At 42.5% G+C, this 20777-nt stretch carries 13 protein-coding genes, 3 rRNA genes and 1 other annotated feature; all 16 genes read right to left on the reverse strand.

Going from position 1 to position 20777, the window contains the following annotated elements:
* Position 1 precedes the first annotated feature (1 nt).
* Positions 2–1402 carry a cysteine--tRNA ligase gene (gene cysS / locus MUN88_RS05060; protein ID WP_244721674.1) on the reverse strand — a complete coding sequence of 467 codons (1401 nt, stop codon included), beginning with the start codon at positions 1400–1402 and terminating at the stop codon, positions 2–4.
* On the reverse strand, positions 1392–2051 hold the full coding sequence (gene cysE, locus MUN88_RS05065) for a serine O-acetyltransferase (RefSeq protein WP_244721676.1): 660 nt from the start codon (positions 2049–2051) through the stop codon (positions 1392–1394). The genes cysS and cysE overlap by 11 nt, the downstream gene beginning before the upstream one ends.
* Before the next feature lie 217 nt (positions 2052–2268).
* Positions 2269–2479 (reverse strand) — a binding site (T-box leader).
* A gap of 41 nt (positions 2480–2520) precedes the next feature.
* Positions 2521–3987, reverse strand: a complete 1467-nt coding sequence (gene gltX, locus MUN88_RS05070; protein ID WP_244721679.1) for a glutamate--tRNA ligase — start codon at positions 3985–3987, stop codon at positions 2521–2523.
* Between the two features lie 149 nt (positions 3988–4136).
* Positions 4137–4613: a 2-C-methyl-D-erythritol 2,4-cyclodiphosphate synthase gene (ispF, locus tag MUN88_RS05075; RefSeq protein WP_244721682.1), complete on the reverse strand. Its 477-nt coding sequence runs from the start codon at positions 4611–4613 to the stop codon at positions 4137–4139.
* Positions 4613–5305 carry a 2-C-methyl-D-erythritol 4-phosphate cytidylyltransferase gene (gene ispD / locus MUN88_RS05080; protein WP_244724333.1) on the reverse strand — a complete coding sequence of 231 codons (693 nt, stop codon included), beginning with the start codon at positions 5303–5305 and terminating at the stop codon, positions 4613–4615. The genes ispF and ispD overlap by 1 nt, the downstream gene beginning before the upstream one ends.
* Before the next feature lie 105 nt (positions 5306–5410).
* Positions 5411–6514: a PIN/TRAM domain-containing protein gene (locus MUN88_RS05085; RefSeq protein WP_244721685.1), complete on the reverse strand. Its 1104-nt coding sequence runs from the start codon at positions 6512–6514 to the stop codon at positions 5411–5413.
* 108 nt (positions 6515–6622) lie between these two features.
* Positions 6623–7993, reverse strand: a complete 1371-nt coding sequence (gene radA, locus MUN88_RS05090) for a DNA repair protein RadA (RefSeq protein ID WP_244721689.1) — start codon at positions 7991–7993, stop codon at positions 6623–6625.
* Positions 7994–8366: 373 nt separating this feature from the next.
* Complete coding sequence (gene clpC / locus MUN88_RS05095) at positions 8367–10793, reverse strand: ATP-dependent protease ATP-binding subunit ClpC (RefSeq protein ID WP_244721692.1); 2427 nt, start codon at positions 10791–10793, stop codon at positions 8367–8369.
* Between the two features lies 1 nt (position 10794).
* On the reverse strand, positions 10795–11871 hold the full coding sequence (gene mcsB, locus MUN88_RS05100) for a protein-arginine kinase McsB (RefSeq protein WP_244721695.1): 1077 nt from the start codon (positions 11869–11871) through the stop codon (positions 10795–10797).
* The gene (gene mcsA / locus MUN88_RS05105; protein WP_244721697.1) at positions 11868–12410 is read right to left on the reverse strand and encodes a protein-arginine kinase activator protein McsA; all 543 of its coding nucleotides are present in this window, start codon (positions 12408–12410) and stop codon (positions 11868–11870) included. Before mcsA ends, mcsB begins: the two co-directional genes overlap by 4 nt.
* A gap of 12 nt (positions 12411–12422) precedes the next feature.
* Positions 12423–12887 carry a CtsR family transcriptional regulator gene (locus tag MUN88_RS05110; RefSeq protein WP_244721699.1) on the reverse strand — a complete coding sequence of 155 codons (465 nt, stop codon included), beginning with the start codon at positions 12885–12887 and terminating at the stop codon, positions 12423–12425.
* Between the two features lie 121 nt (positions 12888–13008).
* Complete coding sequence (locus MUN88_RS05115) at positions 13009–13701, reverse strand: MgtC/SapB family protein (protein ID WP_244721701.1); 693 nt, start codon at positions 13699–13701, stop codon at positions 13009–13011.
* A gap of 376 nt (positions 13702–14077) precedes the next feature.
* A complete protein-coding gene (locus MUN88_RS05120; protein ID WP_244721702.1) occupies positions 14078–15265 on the reverse strand; it encodes a GNAT family N-acetyltransferase in 1188 nt (395 codons plus the stop codon).
* 564 nt (positions 15266–15829) lie between these two features.
* Positions 15830–15946: ribosomal RNA gene (rrf, locus tag MUN88_RS05125) — 5S ribosomal RNA — on the reverse strand.
* Between the two features lie 139 nt (positions 15947–16085).
* Positions 16086–18997 (reverse strand): 23S ribosomal RNA (locus MUN88_RS05130).
* 215 nt (positions 18998–19212) lie between these two features.
* A 16S ribosomal RNA gene (locus MUN88_RS05135) occupies positions 19213–20775 on the reverse strand.
* The 16S, 23S and 5S rRNA genes sit together here, the layout of an rRNA operon.
* Between the last annotated feature and the right edge of the window lie 2 nt (positions 20776–20777).

Genomic DNA, 20777 nt, shown 5'->3' on the forward strand with positions numbered 1-20777 from the left:
CTTAACCCCGCTTCCATCTTGTGCCTTGAGGTGTATCCTCCAGAATGATATTTTTTGCCTTTAAGTCATCTCTTATTTGATCCGCTAATTGAAAATCTTTATTTTTTCTTGCTGTTATGCGTTGTTCAATTAGTTCCTCGATTTCTTCATCCAGCAGGTCTGATTCTGACGTCATTGGAATTCCCAACACGATTAACCAGTCATTTAGTGTATCCATGAATGTTTGCAGTACATCGGTATGCGTTTGATCGGATTGTAAATAGTGGTTAGCTTCCTTTACCAGATCGAAAATAACAGCAATCGCATTTGCCGTGTTAAAATCGTCATCCATTTCTTTTTCAAATTGTACTTTGAATTGCTCGATTGCAGTCAGCCACTCTTCATTGTCCTCTGAGATATTGACACTCGATTGCTGACGGTGCGCAAGATTGGTTAAAGCATTTTCTATGCGGTCAAAGCTGTTTTTGGCACTTTCTAATAATGCATCACTGAAATTGATTGGATTGCGATAGTGTACACTCAACATGAAGAAGCGTACCACTTTTGGATCGTGCTTTTGAATCAGGTCATGCGCTAACACAAAGTTGCCAAGTGATTTCGACATCTTTTCGTTGTCGATATTTATATAGCCGTTATGCATCCAATAATTTGCAAAAGATGTTCCATTACCTGCCTCTGATTGCGCAATTTCATTTTCATGATGAGGGAATGTCAAATCCTGACCGCCCGCATGAATATCAATCGTATCTCCGAGGTATTTCTTCGCCATCGCAGAGCATTCAATATGCCAGCCAGGACGTCCCTGTCCCCAAGGTGAATCCCAGGCGATTTCCCCTTCCTTCGCTTGTTTCCACAGTGCAAAATCTAATGGATCTTGTTTCTTTTCTCCAATTTGGATTCTGGCACCAGATCGCAACTCATCAATGGATTGATGCGATAATTTACCGTAATTATCAAATGATCTTGTTTTAAAATATACATCTCCATCCGCTGCATAGGCATGCCCCTTATCAATCAAAGTCGCGATGAAGCGAATGATATCGTCCATTGTTTCCGTAACACGCGGATGATGTACGGCTTCTTTCACACCTAGTGCACCTACATCTTCTTTATACGCAGTAATAAATCGTTCCGCAATGGCAGGTACTTCTTCCCCTAGTTCTCTCGCTGCCTTAATTAATTTGTCATCGACATCAGTGAAATTCAACACATAGTCGACATGGTACCCTTTGTATTCAAAGTATCTTCTAACAGTATCAAAAACAATTGCTGGTCTGGCATTACCAATATGAATATAGTTATACACAGTTGGACCACATACATACATCTTGACTTGATTCGGTTCAAGCGGCTTAAATTCTTCTTTTTTTCGCGTCAGCGTGTTGTATATATTAATGGTCATCTTGATTCGCTCCTTTTAATTCTTTCACTTCTTTTTTTAGTTTTTCAATTTCGCCTTCCATTTCCTTTAATACCTCACTAATTGGATCCGGAAGCTTATGGTGATCTAGATCTCTTCTTACTTTTTCCCCATTTTGAATTACTACTCTTCCCGGAATACCTACTACTGTTGAATGATCCGGGACATCTTCCAATACAACAGAACCAGCGCCGATCTTGGAGCTTTCCCCGATAGTAATCGATCCTAATACTTTTGCTCCTGTTGCAATCAGCGCATTATCCTTAATGGTTGGATGGCGTTTGCCTTTCTCTTTCCCTGTTCCTCCCAACGTTACACCTTGATAAATCGTGACGTTATCGCCAATTTCACACGTTTCCCCAATCACTACTCCCATGCCGTGATCGATGAAAAAACGACTGCCTATCTTGGCACCGGGGTGTATTTCAATGCCGGTAAAAAAGCGACTGATTTGCGAAATGAGCCTTGCAATGAAAAAGAATTTCTTCCGGTAAACGGCGTGTGCGATACGATGGGACCATATCGCATGCAAGCCAGAATAAGTTAAACAAACTTCGATATATGTTCGTGCTGCAGGGTCTTGATCAAATACTACATCGATGTCTTGTTTGAGCATTTTAAAAAATCCCATGACCATCCCCCTTTGTTTCACATCTTTTATCTGAGTGATCGACAGTTTCCTTTAAAAAGGATGCCCGATTCTTCATTTTAAGAATAGTAATTTGGAAATAGTTAAGGTGGCAGGCTACCACTCCGTGCCCACGTATCTTTGTTACCGTACACACTATGAAATATCCCACTCCAAAACTCTCCTTAAAGATACAAAAAAAGCGTCTCTGGTTATACAACTCAGAGACGCTTTTGGCGCGGTTCCACTCTGTTTAGGGCAGTGATGCCCTCCACTTGAACCGATAACGGTGGCAAACCGTTCTTCCGTACTGGATTCAGGAAGAAACTCTGAGGTGCATTTCAAAGATACGCGCTTAAACCATTCTCAGCCATTGATGGTCTTCTCTGTACAAGCTGTTGTCTTCTACTTCTCCTCATCCACATTCCTTATTATTACTTCTTATTATAGCGCAAATTCCTTTATTTGCTACTTATTTGCTTTGTTGGATTACCTTTTCAATTCGTGCAGTTACGATGTCTTTTCCTAAAAGATGAATCGCATTCGGTAATTCCGGTCCGTGCACCTGTCCCGTTGTGGCCACACGAATTGGCATAAATAATTTTTTACCTTTTTGCTTCGTTTGCTTTTGTGTTGCTTTAATGGCAGCTTTCACTTCTTCAGGTGACATCTCTTCTATGTTCGTAAAATGCTCCAAGAATGCTTCCATCACTTCTGGTACTTGTTCTTCCTGCAGCACCTTCATTGCCTCTTCATCATACTGTATGTCTGTCTTGAAGAAAAGTTCTGTTAACTCTACAATTTCTGCTCCGTACGATAATTGTTCGTGGTAGAGACTAATAAGCTTGATCGCCCAGTCCTTTTGTTCAGGCTCCATGTCTTCTGGTAATTTACCTGCTTTAATCAGATGTGGCAAGCTTAGTTCTACTACTTCTTCAAGAGATGCTTGCTTGATATATTGATTATTCATCCATTTTAATTTCGCCGGGTCAAAAATGGCCGGGGATGTCGATAAGCGTTGTGGGTCAAAAATATTAATAAATTCTTCCTGCGTAAACAGCTCTTCTTCGCCAACCGGTGACCAGCCAAGTAACGTAATAAAGTTGAATAATGCTTGCGGTATATACCCAAGGTTTTTATACTGCTCAATAAATTGCAGGATATGCTCGTCACGTTTACTTAACTTTTTACGGTTTTCATTTAAGATAAGCGTCATGTGACCATAGCGTGGTGCTTCCCAGCCAAATGCTTCGAATATCATCATTTGTTTTGGGGTATTGGAAATATGCTCTTCTCCTCGCAGTACGTGACTGATTTTCATATGATAATCATCGATCGCAACTGCAAAATTGTAGGTTGGCATTCCATTTTTCTTTACAATGACCCAATCACCAAAATCACTGGATTCAAATGTAATATTGCCTCGAACGATATCTTGGAATGTATAGGTATGACCTGCTGGTACTCGGAATCGAATACTAGGCTTGCGACCTTCCGCTTCAAACTGTTCCATTTGCTCATCTGTTAAATTACTGTGTGCACCAGAATATTTCGGTACCTGACCATTGGCACGTTGCTCTTCACGTTCTTGATCTAACTCTTCCTCTGTCATATAGCATTTGTATGCTAAGCCGCGTTCTAACAGCTCATCGATATATTTTTTGTATATATCTAAACGTTCTGTTTGACGGTATGGTCCATATTCACCACCGATGTCTGGACCTTCTTCCCATTCCAATCCAAGCCATTTTAAATAGTGAAGCTGGCTTTCTTCTCCGCCTTCGACATTTCGCTTATCGTCTGTGTCCTCTGTACGGATGATAAAAGATCCACCTAAATGTTTGGCATATAAATAATTAAAAAGTGCAGTTCTTGCGTTTCCGATATGCAAATGCCCTGTTGGACTTGGCGCATAACGTACACGTACTTCAGTTGTCATAATCATTGTCCCTCCATGTGTTTCACTCATTTATAACGGTCTGTTTCACCTTGTATCTCTATTTTACCATTAATTTCGACATAATGTTACGTTTCTATTGTAGAAGAAGACGAAAATCAATGCCTACTGATTTGCTTTTCAAAAAATAATTATGATTTCATTAACAGAACGACTGCTTGTGCTGCAATTCCTTCTTTTCTTCCGGTAAATCCTAATTTTTCTGTTGTTGTTGCTTTTACATTGATCTGATCCACCTCACATTGCAGTAAACGGGCAATATTTTCCCGGATAGAAATAATGTGCGGAGCAAGCTTTGGGGCTTGCGCGATTACTGTACAATCGATATTGCCAAGCGTATAACCCTTCCCTTCTACTAAACGCCACACTTCCTGTAATAGCCTTTGCGAATCGGCGTCTTTAAATGCAGGATCGGTATCAGGGAAATGTTTTCCAATATCCCCTTCTCCAATTGCACCAAGACATGCATCAGCGATAGTATGCAGTAATACATCTGCATCTGAATGCCCTAATAACCCTAAATCATACGGTATATCGATCCCCCCTATAATACAGGGTCTACCTTCCACTAATTGGTGTACATCAAATCCTTGCCCAACGCGAAACATTATACTTCCTCCTTTTGCGTTAAAATCATTTCCGCCTTCATAATATCCTCCGGTGTTGTTAATTTCACATTATGATACGAACCATGCACAATTTCAACCGGTTCATCTAATGCTTCTACTAATGAAACATCATCTGTTCCAAGATACTGAGAACGCTTAGCCGACTCGTGAGCTCGCAAAATTAAATCATAGCTAAATGCCTGTGGTGTTTGTGCCGCCCACAAAGTAGAACGATCTAATGTATCGAGCTTGTCCCCTTGCTTTCTTTTTATCGTATCTGTAACAGGTACCGCTAGCAATGCGGCCCTATTCTTCTGTGCCACTTCCGCTAATTCATGCAGATGCGTTTGCTTCACAAAAGGTCGAGCACCATCGTGAATCATAACGACTAGATCACGAGATTCCGGTTTAATTGCGCACAACCCATTATAGCCACTCTCCTGACGTTCACTTCCGCCATGTACAATGGTTATTTGATGTTGCCAGCCATATTTAGTAATCAAAGTTTCCATTTCCCGCTGTTCATTTGGATTGATTACTAAATAAATATGGTAGCACCATGTGTCATGGATAAATCTTTCTAATGTATGTATGATAAGAGGTTTATTTAATAGTTCAATAAATTGCTTGTTTTGACCTGCGTTCATCCGCTTTCCTTGACCTGCCGCTAGCACGATCGTATTATATTTTATCATGCGGCCACCCCAATCTTTGTTCAAACTCTCACTGTTAAACTAACAAAAAGTGATAACACTACGTTATCACTTTTTATCTATCCTTTATAAGTTATACCTTTTTTATAGAGCTTTTTCAAGCAATTTTGGTTTTGCGAAAATCATTCGTCCCGCTGAAGTTTGCAGAACACTAGTGATGACTACGTCTATATGTTTGCCGATGTAGTTCTTACCTTCTTCTACAACGATCATCGTACCATCATCCAGATACGCTACACCTTGATTCTGTTCTTTACCGTCTTTGATCACATGTACAGCTAATTCCTCGCCAGGCAAGACAATTGGTTTCACTGCATTCGCCAGATCATTAATGTTAAGAACGGGTACTTTTTGAAACTCACAGACTTTATTTAGGTTGAAGTCATTCGTTACGACAATACCGTTCATTACTTTCGCAAGCTTCACTAGTTTACTGTCTACTTCTTGAATCTCTTCAAAATCACCTTCATAAATTTCCACATTGATTGGTAAGTCTTTTTGAATCCGATTCAGAATATCCAACCCTCTGCGCCCTCTGTTTCGCTTCAACGCATCTGAGGAATCAGCAATATGCTGAAGTTCTTCCAAGACAAACTGTGGAATGATAATTGTCCCTTCAAGAAAGCTCGTTTGACAGATATCAGCGATACGGCCATCGATAATCACACTCGTATCTAGAATTTTCGGCTTAGGTAAGTCGGCTAGGTCATCTTCGGCGACAGATGTTTTCTTTTTTTCCTTCTTTGGCAAGGTGAATAAATTAAGAAACTCATCACGTCGTTTAAAGCCGACCTGAAAACCAAAATAAGCCAGCAATGCACTTAAAAAGATTGGAACAACTTGTGAAACTAGTTTGATCTCTATCGATTGAATCGGAATAATTAAGAAGTAAGCAATAATTAAACCAATAATAATTCCTAAACTACCAAAAATCAGATCTGCAACTGGGGCTTTCATCAATAACTCTTCGATCCAAGTAAAAAACTGCACAATATAATCTGAAACCAATAGAGAAAGAATAAATAAAATAATTGCTCCTAAGACTAACCCAACATAGGGTGCCACATATCCTGACATAAACCATGATCCTTCAGCGAATCCTATCAATTCCAATAATTTTGGAATATATAAATATCCAGCGGTACCACCTGCAATAATAAAAAATAGTTGCACAAATCGTTTTAGCACCACAGTCACCTCCTGTATAGTATTCTCTCCAACTATAAACTTTTTAAACATAGAAATTTTTGTCGGAACCATTTATATAAGATGGGGGCATTCCTTCCCATCACGATATTAATCCCCTAATGCTATCTTTATGGCTTCCTGCACAGAGTTAACACCAACCATTTCAATGGAATCCGGTGGTGTCCAGCCTTCCAGATTCTTAGCAGGAATGATTGCTCGCTTAAATCCTAATTTTGCTGCTTCCTGCACCCGCTGATCGATGCGTGACACTCTGCGAATTTCTCCTGTCAAACCGACTTCTCCGATAAGAACATCATCCGTATGCGGCGCTCTGTCTCTAAAACTGGAAGCAATACTAATGGCCACAGCCAGATCAATAGCTGGCTCATCTAACTTCACTCCTCCAGCCACCTTTACATAGGCATCTTGATTCTGGAGCATTAAACCTACTCTTTTTTCAAGAACCGCCATCAGCAACGGGACCCGATTGTGATCAATACCTGTTGCCATTCTCCGCGGGTTTCCAAAACTTGTTGGAGAAATTAAAGCTTGTATTTCTACTAATACCGGCCTTGTTCCTTCCATTGATGCAACAATTGTAGAGCCTGCAACTCCCTGAGAACGTTCTTCCAAAAAGATTTCGGATGGGTTTAACACTTCGACAAGACCTTCTTCTTTCATTTCAAAAATACCCATTTCATGCGTACTGCCGAATCGATTCTTCACGCTTCGTAATATTCTGAAAGTATGATGCCTTTCCCCTTCAAAATATAAAACAGCATCTACCATGTGTTCGAGCAACCTAGGTCCAGCAATTGAACCTTCTTTTGTAACATGCCCCACAATAAAAATAGGAATGTGGTTCTGTTTGGCAATTCGCATTAATTCGCTTGTACATTCGCGAACTTGCGATACGCTACCTGGAGCACTAGTAACTTCTTCTTTAAAAATGGTTTGAATCGAGTCGATAACAACAAATCCTGGTTTTAGTTGATCAATTTGATTAGCAATATCCATTAAGTTTGTTTCTGACAGCACATATAGTCGTTCAGAGGAAATATCGAGGCGGTCTGCTCTCAACTTAGTCTGTCGAGCAGATTCTTCTCCGGAAATGTACAATACGTCTAAATTACTTTGCGATAGCTGACTCGATACTTGCAGGAGCAAGGTGGATTTCCCTATCCCTGGATCTCCGCCAATCAGTACAAGCGACCCTGGTACAATCCCGCCTCCTAAAACACGGTTTAATTCTCGCATGCTTGTTGTAATTCTAGGCTCTTCTTGTGTTTGAATACTCGAAATTTTTTCCGGCTTTTGAGCTGTTGCTGCCCCCGTTGCCCAATTTCCTCTTGCTGTCTTTGTTGCTTCTAATTCTTCTACCAACGTATTCCACTGATGGCATCCTGGGCATTTACCCATCCATTTTGGTGATTCATATCCACAAGATTGACAAACAAATTTTGATTTACGCTTAGCCAAAAATATCGCTCCTTTTCATTATATACGAAAATACCCTTCTATAAGTTACAAAGATCTATCAATTTAGTTAAAGATGTATGTAAAAAGTGTAAAAAAATAGTATTCCTTCTTTTTCCCTTTTCATGACTGTTGTTTTATGGGGATTACTCGCTAATTAAGATAAGTTACAGTAACATATTTGCATATCCGTACAAATCTTCAGGCGAGAGCTTTTGATTTGTATCATTTCCCACTTTTTGGATGCAAATCTTTCTTCTAATGTGCTGACTTTTGAGTTCTTTCTCTTCTTTCAATACAAACCTTCATAGACTATTGCTAAGTTTTTCTATCTGGGTACAAAAAATCGGAAGGTAGCCCCTCCGATTTTTTGATATTACACTAAGCTAAATTCATTTTTATCATCTAGATCAATGGTTATTTTTTGTCCGCGTTTGATATTTTCTTTTAATAGTTCCTCGGAAAGTAAATCTTCGACATTCTTCTGAATAGAGCGTCTTAGTGGTCTTGCACCGTATTCCGGATCAAAACCTTCGTTGGCGATTTTCTCAATTGCCTTATCTGACAATTCAAAATCAATCTCTTGTTCAACGAGACGTTTCTGTAGTTCTTTAACCATTAATTCAACAATATACTTCATATGCTTCTTCTCAAGCGAATGGAAAACAATTGTTTCATCAATTCGGTTTAAGAATTCAGGACGGAATGCTTTTTTCAATTCTGTTGTTACTTTTGAACGCATATCCTTATAATCCTGTTCCTCATCACCAAGGCTGAAACCAACATATTTATTACGTTTTAATTCATTTGCTCCGACGTTGGAAGTCATAATGAGAACTGTATTTCTAAAATCAACGGTCCGACCTTTAGAATCGGTCAATCGACCATCCTCTAATACTTGCAACAAGATATTAAATACTTCTGGGTGAGCTTTTTCCACCTCATCTAACAAGACGACAGAATAAGGCTTTCTGCGGACTTTTTCCGTTAATTGGCCACCTTCTTCATATCCAACATAGCCAGGAGGAGAACCAACCAAGCGGGATGTGGCGTGTTTTTCCATATATTCTGACATGTCGATACGGATCATGGCATCTTCATCACCGAACATAGATTCCGCTAATGCGCGAGCTAATTCTGTTTTACCAACACCCGTTGGACCTAAGAAAATAAAGGAGCCAATTGGACGTTTCGGATCTTTCAGTCCTGCTCTAGCACGACGTATTGCTTTCGATACTGCTTTAACCGCTTCTTCCTGTCCAATCAGACGGTCATGCAATATATCTTCCATGTGCAATAAACGTTCACTTTCATCTTTTGTTAAGGATGAAACAGGTACACCGGTCCATGTAGATACAACACTTGCAATATCTTCCACTGTGACCTCGGAATTTTCTTGACCTTGCTTCTCTTTCCATTTTGCTTCGGTTTCTTCCAATTCTTTTCGTAATTGCTGTTCGTCATCCCGTAACGCCGCTGCTTTTTCAAATTCTTGACTCTGCACTGCCGCGTCTTTCTCTTTACGAACCTCTTCTAATTTCTGTTCCAATTCTTTTAGGTTTGGTGGTGTTGTATAAGAGCGTAAGCGTACTTTCGATGCCGCCTCATCGATAAGGTCAATCGCCTTATCTGGCAGGAAGCGATCTGTAATATAGCGGTCAGACAATTTAGCAGCTGCTTCTATGGCATCATCTGTAATGGTAACACGGTGGTGTGCTTCATAGCGGTCACGTAAACCTTGCAGAATTTGGACCGATTCCTCTACAGATGGTTCATCTACCTGAATTGGTTGGAAACGACGCTCTAATGCCGCATCTTTCTCAATATATTTACGGTACTCATCTAAAGTAGTAGCACCAATACATTGCAGTTCACCTCGAGCCAACGATGGTTTCAGGATATTGGACGCGTCGATAGCACCTTCTGCTCCACCAGCTCCAATCAAGGTATGCAGTTCATCAATAAACAAGATCACATTGTTTGCTTGACGAATTTCTTCCATTACTTTTTTCAAGCGATCTTCAAATTCACCGCGATATTTCGTACCCGCTACAACGGTACCCATATCCAGTGTCATCACACGTTTATCTCGTAAAATTTCTGGCACTTCATTTTGAACAATTTGCTGAGCAAGACCTTCTGCTACCGCTGTCTTACCAACACCCGGCTCACCAATTAGTACAGGGTTATTTTTGGTTCGACGGCTAAGCACTTGAATGACACGTTCAATTTCCTTTCCACGACCAATCACCGGGTCAATATTACCTTCCTTGGCAATTGCCGTTAAATCTCTGGCAAGGGAATCTAATGTTGGTGTATTGGCGCTATTCGCCTGGTTGTTTCGACCATTTTGAGCACCACCAGATTCAGAGCTTCCTAACAGCTGAAGCACTTGTTGTCTTGCTTTATTTAAGCTAACACCTAGGTTATTCAATACTCGTGCAGCAACGCCTTCTCCTTCACGAATTAGACCTAAAAGGATATGTTCGGTGCCTACATAAGAATGTCCGAGCTTACGTGCTTCATCCATGGATAATTCGATTACTTTTTTTGCTCGAGGAGTATAATGAATCGTTTGCGAGACTTGATTGCCTTTGCCGATTAAAGATTCTACTTCATCTCTAATTTTATCTGCTCCAAGGCCAATTGCCTGTAAAGCCTTAGCAGCAATTCCTTCTCCCTCGCTAACGAGTCCTAACAAAATATGTTCAGTCCCTATATTATTATGCCCTAATCTAACTGCTTCCTCTTGTGAGAGTGCTAATACCTTTTGTGCTCTTTCTGTAAAACGTCCAAACATCATATTAATATTCCTCCTTCTGCTCCATTGTAAATCGTTCCCGAATTAAGGATGCACGAAAAACATCACGTTCATTCGGTGTTAGCATTTTTTTAGCATATTGTTGTAAAAATGCCGGCTGCGTTAAGACGACCAGTTCATTTAGAATCGACTTAGAGATATTATTTATAAATCCTAAATCAATTCCAAGTCGGACGTCCGATAGACATTTAGCCGTTTCCTTTGATTCTATGATCCGACTGTGCTGTAAAATTCCATAGGAGCGAAAAACGCGATCCTCCAACTCTAATGAAGACTGATCCAATAATATGGTGCGTGCATGTCGTTCATGTTCGATCAGCTTCTCCACGACACCTTTCAAATCCTCGATAATGTCTTCTTCGGAGCGGCCAAGCGTTATTTGATTGGAAATTTGAAAAATATTACCGATTGCTTCACTGCCTTCTCCATAAATCCCTCTTACTACCAATCCTAATTGATTAATAGCTGGCAGCATACGGTTTATTTTTCGAGTTAATGCAAGTGCTGGCAAATGCATCATAACAGAAGCTCTTAATCCTGTACCAACATTCGTTGGGCAAGATGTTAAATACCCTCTGTTTTCATCGAACGCATAATTGATTTTTGTTTCAAGCCAATCATCTAGCTCAAAGGCCTCCTGTAACGCTTTTTCCAGTTGAAAACCTGGAAAATATAGCTGCGCACGAATATGATCCTCTTCATTTACCATAATCGATACCTGCTCATTTTTTGAAATGAGCGAGGCACCATATTTCGATTTATCAGCTAAGTGTGGACTAATTAGATGCTTCTCTACTAACACTTGTTTCTCGGTGGAATTCAAATCTGCCATTCTGACAAATTCGAAGTCTTTATACTGATTATACGATTGGTGATTAAATTCATTTTTAAAAAATGAAAGGATATTATCCATTTGTTCTTCTTCTGCAATCAGCGGAAAAGGTGTATCTTCAAAGTTACGCGCCAACCGGACCCTGCTGCTCATTACAATATCACTATCTGGTCCATCGTCTTTGAGCCAGGGACTGATTGCTTCATTCATGAATTGCTCTAAACTCATGAATCTTCCCCCTCCTCTTCACGATGCAAGCTCTTTTCTACTGATTTTATTTGGTCACGGATCTGTGCCGCATCCTCAAAGGCTTCATCTGCTATTGCTTGCTGCAGCTTCACCTTTAAATCTCGTAATTTCTTCCGTTGATAAATATTAGAGCCTGCTCGTTTAGGTACTTTTCCTTCATGCAATGTATTGCCACTATGCACCTTTCGAAATAATGGGTTTAAATGATCGGCAAAGGTATGATAGCACGATGCACAACCAAATTTACCCAGTCTAGCAAACTGTTGATAGGTCATCCCACATTTGTCACACTGAAGTGTCTCTTCTTGCTTCCTTAGTGATTGCTGCTGCATCGTATTCGAACCTGTATTAAATAATCCTGATAACAGGTTATGAAGAGAATAGGCATCCTCTTCCTGAGAAACATAGCCTTTATCCTTTGCACACTGCTGACAAACATGGATTTCGCTTTTTTCCCCATTAATCACCTGGGCAAAATGAACGGTCGCCGGATTTTGATGGCATTCTTGGCATTCCACACCGTACACCTCCTAAAACTGATATTTTAATGAATTGAGCATGGCCGATAAAATGCGGGCACGCACTTCATCTCGAATCGGTAATTGAAACGGTAATGTACTGCGGTCAATGGCACTAACCATCAATTTTGCTTCCCTTTTCGTGATAAGTTCTTCTTCCAACAGTCGTTCCAATATATTAACAGCCTTTTGTTGTGAGATGCTTGGCTGAACCATTTCGATGATCTCATCAATTAACATTGCTTTATCTTCGTTGGTAATTCGACTAATTCGAATGTAGCCTCCACCACCGCGCTTGCTTTCAACCAGATACCCTTTCTCTAAGGTAAATCTGGTATTAATAACATAATTAATTTGAGAGGGTACACATTCAAAGCGATCTGCAATCTCACTACGTTTTATCTCGATGATTTTATGCTGATTACTTTTCATGATTGTTTTCAAATATTGTTCAATAATATCTGAAATATTTCGCATTTCCCCTCCTCCAATCTGACTTTGACTATATTTGACTATATACTTATTATACTTCAAGATCACGGGGTTGAAAACTATTTGGTCTTCTATATTATATCCGTTATTTTTTCCATTCAAACCATCAAGAACGAAAACGTATCTTAATTTTTTTGACACTTTCTTGCTCTAACAGCCATTCATATAAATTTTCCCGCTTCTTCTGATGTATTGCATCGATGTACATTTTAATTTTAGTAATTTCTGTATTCTCATTGTATATATCAAACTCACGTATTTCGATTGGAAAAGATTGCACCCGTTCGATAAATTTAGATGTATCTTTATTTTTGCTCAGTTTAACCTCAAAAATAATATAATGATTCTTGCGATGAAGCCGTTGTTCAAATTTATTTAAAACTACAAGGCTGATTAAAATGATCAATGTGGTGACAATCGCTTCTTTATACATACCAATCCCGACGATTAACCCTAAACCTGCCACCGCCCAAATAGAAGCAGCTGTTGTAAGACCACGAATTGTCCCACCATTGACAATGATCGTTCCAGCTCCTAGAAAACCGATTCCACTAATAACATACGATGGGATTCTCGCGGGATCGAATCGAACATTATCATAATGCTCAATAAAATAATCAAAGCCATTAATAGAAAGCAACATCATTAAACAAGAGCTGACACCCACTAATATATGTGTTCGAAATCCGGCTGAATGTTTGTTTACTTCCCTTTCAAATCCAATTAAGCCGGCCAATATAAGTGCAATCATTAATTTTGAAACAGATTCCATAAATGCAGCATCAAAAATCTGATCCATGGCAACTTCCCCCTTTTCACTTTGAATATATGACGAGAGCATATACTTCTTATACCCTAAAATCATTGATTTATATCAACGAAGTGGACATAAAGGGGCACTGTTCGCATTTAGAAAAGCGCAAGCGCCTGTTTAGAAACGTAGCGACTGGACGGCATCAACTGAGATAAAGGAATCACAGTGGGCAAGTGATGTCGATGATGACTTTCGCCCAAGGGCATAAGGTCGACTAGGCCTCTGGTTATCACCAATCGGCAAGTCTTCTTTATCGTAGGGCGATGCAGGAAGTCGCCTAGTTTCTGGGCACTTGCGCTGGACATGGCTGTTCATGTTAGAAAGCGGTACGAAACCTTAAAATTTTATACTTTCTTACCTGTTAAAAAAAGTCGGGAAAATATGTCTGCTGCTCAGGTATGATCATCTCTAACTGTTCAACTGCTAAAGCATCTCCATGAATCAAGCCTGCTTCCCACAGTGCAAATGGTCGTTTGTAACCAAAGAAAAGTTGCACCAGCTGTTGAACAGCTATTTTCACTTTTACAACCTTTGGTTCTGCATGCGTACGCTTCATAACAATGCTATCTTCCAAGTCGTGGGACACCAGAAACACGCCATTATTTTCTTCTAAAAATATGTCTGACACTTCGATTTCAAAATGGATTTTATTATGGTCGACTATTGAAAAAGGATACTGTTCGAAGAAAGCATCAACATCCACAATCCGCGCCATAAAATAAGGCAACTGCTTTTGCTCGAATCTTGGTTCATTTACAAGTAAGGGCAATGGGTCATCTGGAGGAACAGGCATCTCTACATTATGTACCATTGAATCATGATGCTGGATAAACTGATATAGTAAGTGGCGGGCATTTACATTCACAAACGCCATATCATAAACGGTGAACCGATTCTGCTTGATATTGAATAGAATATATCCAATTGGCGTTTGATCCGTTTCATACGCAAATGCGATGTGAGTATCTTTCTGCTTTAATGTTCGATAATTCCACCAATGCTCTGTTCGATGAAGTGTACCTGTATACTTATCTGTATACATTTGATAGATGGTGTTTAAAGTAGAAATTGTTTCTTCCCCTTTACTGACTCTTCTAACACTGCCTTGACCGTTCCAATCGTTTTGAAATGAATCAATTGGAATATTGTATGTAGTGCGATCAAACGTTAATTCCCAGCCATATTTTCGATAAAAGGGTACAGAGAATGGGTGTAAATAAGAGATACTTTGTTGTTGTTGCCTCATTTCTGTTAAAAGTTTGTATAACAATGCTTTTATTTTTCCACCTCTACGATACTCTGGCCAAGAAGCAACCGATCCGATACCACCCATTTTTAATGGTTTACCATGCAGATTAACAGTTAGTGGAATAAGGTGGGCTTTAGCAGCTAACTGATTATCTACTATCCATCCCCATACTTTATCTTCTTTCATTTGTTCTGCTTTTTCCTGTTTTTCTTCTTGTGTTAACTTATATTGAAATGCATACTCAGATAAGCCAAGAATCTCATCAGTATAGGAACTATTTAAGCAAATCATCCTTTCCATTGACCATTCCTCCTTCTATAATATGTATTTTAGCACATTTTAAATTACGATTGTTTACTAATCTTAAACAAGAAAAGCTGAGTAAATTCGTCTTGTGCTGCATTTATTAAATATATCTTTTGATAAATAAATTCTAAACGCTTGGAATTACAAAATTTTTGTGCATAATAAGAAAAAACGAGCATAAATCCGCTCGCTCCTAACTGACATAAGGATATATACAACTGCCTTTAATACGGATTGTGTAACTAGCATAACGGTTATTTTGAAATATTGTTAGTGGAAGGATATCTCTCCAACCAAGTCCACAAGACGCGGAGTATATTTCCGGAGCTTTGCTAAACATATAAAACATTTCAAAATAATAACTTAAACATACGTAAAGGAATCACGGTGAGTTTGCGTAGCAATGACGACTTATCATAGTCCGTAGTGCGATGATGAAATCACCTAGTTTCTAGGGGTCGAGAGGAGTGGTCTAGACCGATAAGCGTCGGTTCATTTTTATATGTTGTTATCACACAAAAAAAACATCCCAGTCCTTCGACTGAGATGTTTTGGTTTGCCTGGCAACGTCCTACTCTTGCAGGGGCGCGAGCCCCAACTACCATGGGCGCTGAAGAGCTTAACTGCTGTGTTCGGCATGGGAACAGGTGTGACCTCTTCGCTATCGCTACCAGACTCTTTTTTCAAGGACAAGATATATTATAACTCACAATGCATATGGAATGCAAGAGTTTTTTTATACTTTTTATACCTTGAAAACTAGATAAGACAAGAGACAGACATCAACGAACCGTTGCACATCAGAAACATTTGTATAGATAAGTCCTCGATCTATTAGTATTCGTCAGCTTCACATGTCACCATGCTTCCACCTCGAACCTATCAACCTCATCGTCTCTGAGGGATCTTACTCACTTACGTGATGGGAAGTCTCATCTTGAGGGGGGCTTCATGCTTAGATGCTTTCAGCACTTATCCCTTCCACACGTAGCTACCCAGCGATGCTCTTGGCAGAACAACTGGTGCACCAGCGGTGTGTCCATCCCGGTCCTCTCGTACTAAGGACAGCTCCTCTCAAACTTCCAACGCCCACGACGGATAGGGACCGAACTGTCTCACGACGTTCTGAACCCAGCTCGCGTACCGCTTTAATGGGCGAACAGCCCAACCCTTGGGACCGACTACAGCCCCAGGATGCGATGAGCCGACATCGAGGTGCCAAACCTCCCCGTCGATGTGGACTCTTGGGGGAGATAAGCCTGTTATCCCCGGGGTAGCTTTTATCCGTTGAGCGACGGCCCTTCCATTCGGTACCGCCGGATCACTAAGCCCGACTTTCGTCCCTGCTCGACTTGTAGGTCTCGCAGTCAAGCTCCCTTCTGCCTTTGCACTCTGCGAATGATTTCCAACCATTCTGAGGGAACCTTTGGGCGCCTCCGTTACATTTTAGGAGGCGACCGCCCCAGTCAAACTGCCCACCTGACACTGTCTCCGAACCGGATCACGGTTCTGGGTTAGAAGGTCAATACAGCCAGGGTGGTATCCCACCGGCGCCTCCACGTAAGCTAGCGCTCACGTATCTCAGGCTCCCACCTATCCTGTACAAGCTGTACCAACATTCAATATCAGGCTACAGTAAAGCTCCACGGGGTCTTTCCGTCCTGTCGCGGGTAATGCGCATCTTCACGCATAGTATAATTTCACCGGGTCTCTCGTTGAGACAGTGCCCAAGTCGTTGCACCTTTCGTGCGGGTCGGAACTTACCCGACAAGGAATTTCGCTACCTTAGGACCGTTATAGTTACGGCCGCCGTTTACTGGGGCTTCGGTTCAACGCTTCGCTAATGCTAACGCATCCCCTTAACCTTCCAGCACCGGGCAGGTGTCAGCCCCTATACTTCGCCTTACGGCTTCGCAGAGACCTGTGTTTTTGCTAAACAGTCGCTTGGGCCTTTTCACTGCGGCTTCTCGCAAAAGAAGCACCCCTTCTCCCGAAGTTACGGGGTCATTTTGCCGAGTTCCTTAACGAGAGTTCTCCCGATCACCTTAGGATTCTCTCCTCGCCTACCTGTGTCGGTTTGCGGTACGGGCACCCTTTTCCTTGCTAGAGGCTTTTCTTGGCAGCGTGAAATCCGGAACTTCGGTACTATATTTCCCTCCTGATCACAGCTTGTGATTGCCAGACGGATTTGCCTATCTGACTCACTTACTGCTTCAACGCACACATCCAGTGGTGCGCATTCCTTATCCTTCTGCGTCCCCCCATCACTCAAACGGAATTGGGTGGTACAGGAATATCAACCTGTTGTCCATCGCCTACGCCTTTCGGCCTCGGCTTAGGCCCCGACTAACCCTGAGCGGACGAGCCTTCCTCAGGAAACCTTAGGCATTCGGTGAAGAAGATTCTCACTTCTTTTTCGCTACTCATACCGGCATTCTCACTTCTAAGCGCTCCACCAGTCCTCACGGTCTGACTTCGCTGCACTTAGAACGCTCTCCTACCATTGATCGTAGATCAATCCGTAGCTTCGGTGATACGTTTAGCCCCGGTATATTTTCGGCGCAGCGTCACTCGACCAGTGAGCTATTACGCACTCTTTAAATGATGGCTGCTTCTAAGCCAACATCCTGGTTGTCTATGCAACGCCACATCCTTTTCCACTTAACGTATACTTTGGGACCTTAGCTGACGGTCTGGGCTGTTTCCCTTTCGACTATGAACCTTATCACCCATAGTCTGACTCCCAAGGTAATATGATTGGCATTCGGAGTTTGACTGAATTCGGTAACCCGGTAAGGGCCCCTAGTCCAATCAGTGCTCTACCTCCAACATACATGCCTTGAGGCTAGCCCTAAAGCTATTTCGGAGAGAACCAGCTATCTCCGTGTTCGATTGGCATTTCACCCCTACCCACACCTCATCCCCGCACTTTTCAACGTGCGTGGGTTCGGGCCTCCAGTCAGTGTTACCTGACCTTCACCCTGGACATGGGTAGATCACACGGTTTCGGGTCTACGACCACCTACTAAAACGCCCTGTTCAGACTCGCTTTCGCTGCGGCTCCGTGTCTTCCACTTAACCTTGCAGGGGATCGTAACTCGCCGGTCCATTCTACAAAAGGTACGCCGTCACCCATAAAAGGGCTCCGACTACTTGTAGGCACACGGTTTCAGGTTCTCTTTCACTCCCCTCCCGGGGTGCTTTTCACCTTTCCCTCACGGTACTGGTTCACTATCGGTCACTAGGGAGTATTTAGCCTTGGGAGATGGTCCTCCCGGATTCCGACGGAATTTCACGTGTTCCGCCGTACTCAGGATCCACTCCGGAGGAAACACATTTTCGACTACAGGATTGTTACCTTCTATGATGGGCCTTTCCAGACCACTTCGTCTAATGTATTTCTTTGTAACTCCAAAGGAGTGTCCTACAACCCCAAAAAGCAAGCTTTTTGGTTTGGGCTAATTCCGTTTCGCTCGCCGCTACTCGGGAAATCGCGTTTGCTTTCTCTTCCTCCGGGTACTGAGATGTTTCAGTTCCCCGGGTCTGCCTCATTTATCCTATGGATTCAGATAAATGTTCTACTCCATGACGAGCAGAGGGTTTCCCCATTCGGAAATTCTCGGATCAAGGCCTACGTACGGCTCCCCGAGACATATCGGTGTTTGTCCCGTCCTTCATCGGCTCCTAGTGCCAAGGCATCCACCGTGCGCCCTTCTTCACTTAACTATACTTACTTTATTTCAATGAAAAGCGAGTTGGTTATTGTTTGATGTCTTGTCATCAGTTTCGTTTCCACAGCTGTCAAGCAGTTGCTTCCACGTCCTGATTACTCTTATCTAGTTTTCAAGGTACAAGTTCAAGAGAGTATTGATCTCTCAAAACTGAACCAAACAACCAAGTATGATTTGTCACCTTGTAAAAGGTGTTCCTATAATCCTTAGAAAGGAGGTGATCCAGCCGCACCTTCCGATACGGCTACCTTGTTACGACTTCACCCCAATCATTGGCCCCACCTTCGGCGGCTGGCTCCAAAGGTTACCCCACCGACTTCGGGTGTTGCCAACTCTCGTGGTGTGACGGGCGGTGTGTACAAGGCCCGGGAACGTATTCACCGTGGCATGCTGATCCACGATTACTAGCGATTCCGGCTTCATGCAGGCGAGTTGCAGCCTGCAATCCGAACTGAGAATGGTTTTATGGGATTTGCTTGACCTCGCGGTTTCGCTGCCCTCTGTACCATCCATTGTAGCACGTGTGTAGCCCAGGTCATAAGGGGCATGATGATTTGACGTCATCCCCACCTTCCTCCGGTTTGTCACCGGCAGTCACCTTAGAGTGCCCAACTTAATGCTGGCAACTAAGATCAAGGGTTGCGCTCGTTGCGGGACTTAACCCAACATCTCACGACACGAGCTGACGACAACCATGCACCACCTGTCATTCGGTCCCCGAAGGGAACTCCCTATCTCTAGGGACATCCGAAGATGTCAAGACCTGGTAAGGTTCTTCGCGTTGCTTCGAATTAAACCACATGCTCCACCGCTTGTGCGGGCCCCCGTCAATTCTTTTGAGTTTCAGCCTTGCGGCCGTACTCCCCAGGCGGAGTGCTTAATGCGTTAACTGCAGCACTAAGGGGCGGAAACCCCCTAACACCTAGCACTCATCGTTTACGGCGTGGACTACCAGGGTATCTAATCCTGTTCGCTCCCCACGCTTTCGCACCTCAGCGTCAGTTACAGACCAGAGAGTCGCCTTCGCCACTGGTGTTCCTCCACATATCTACGCATTTCACCGCTACACGTGGAATTCCACTCTCCTCTTCTGCACTCAAGTTCCCCAGTTTCCAATGACCGCTTGCGGTTGAGCCGCAAGATTTCACATCAGACTTAAGAAACCGCCTACGCGCGCTTTACGCCCAATAATTCCGGACAACGCTTGCCCCCTACGTATTACCGCGGCTGCTGGCACGTAGTTAGCCGGGGCTTCCTCGATAGGTACCGTCAAGGTGCCGCCCTGTTTGAACGGCACTTGTTCTTCCCTAACAACAGAACTTTACGATCCGAAAACCTTCTTCGTTCACGCGGCGTTGCTCCGTCAGACTTTCGTCCATTGCGGAAGATTCCCTACTGCTGCCTCCCGTAGGAGTCTGGGCCGTGTCTCAGTCCCAGTGTGGCCGATCACCCTCTCAGGTCGGCTACGCATCGTTGCCTTGGTGAGCCGTTACCTCACCAACTAGCTAATGCGCCGCGGGCCCATCTGTAAGTAATAGCCAGAGGCCATCTTTCAACATTCCTTCATGCGAAGCAATGTATTATCCGGTATTAGCCCCGGTTTCCCGGGGTTATCCCAATCTTACAGGCAGGTTGCCCACGTGTTACTCACCCGTCCGCCGCTCGTTCCACTAACGTCCTCCCGAAGGATTCAGTTAGCTTCCCGCGCTCGACTTGCATGTATTAGGCACGCCGCCAGCGTTCGTCCTGAGCCAAGATCAAACTCTCAATAAAGT

It is taken from the genome of Gracilibacillus caseinilyticus (genome assembly GCF_022919115.1).
Classification (GTDB): Bacteria; Bacillota; Bacilli; order Bacillales; family Amphibacillaceae; genus Gracilibacillus; species Gracilibacillus caseinilyticus.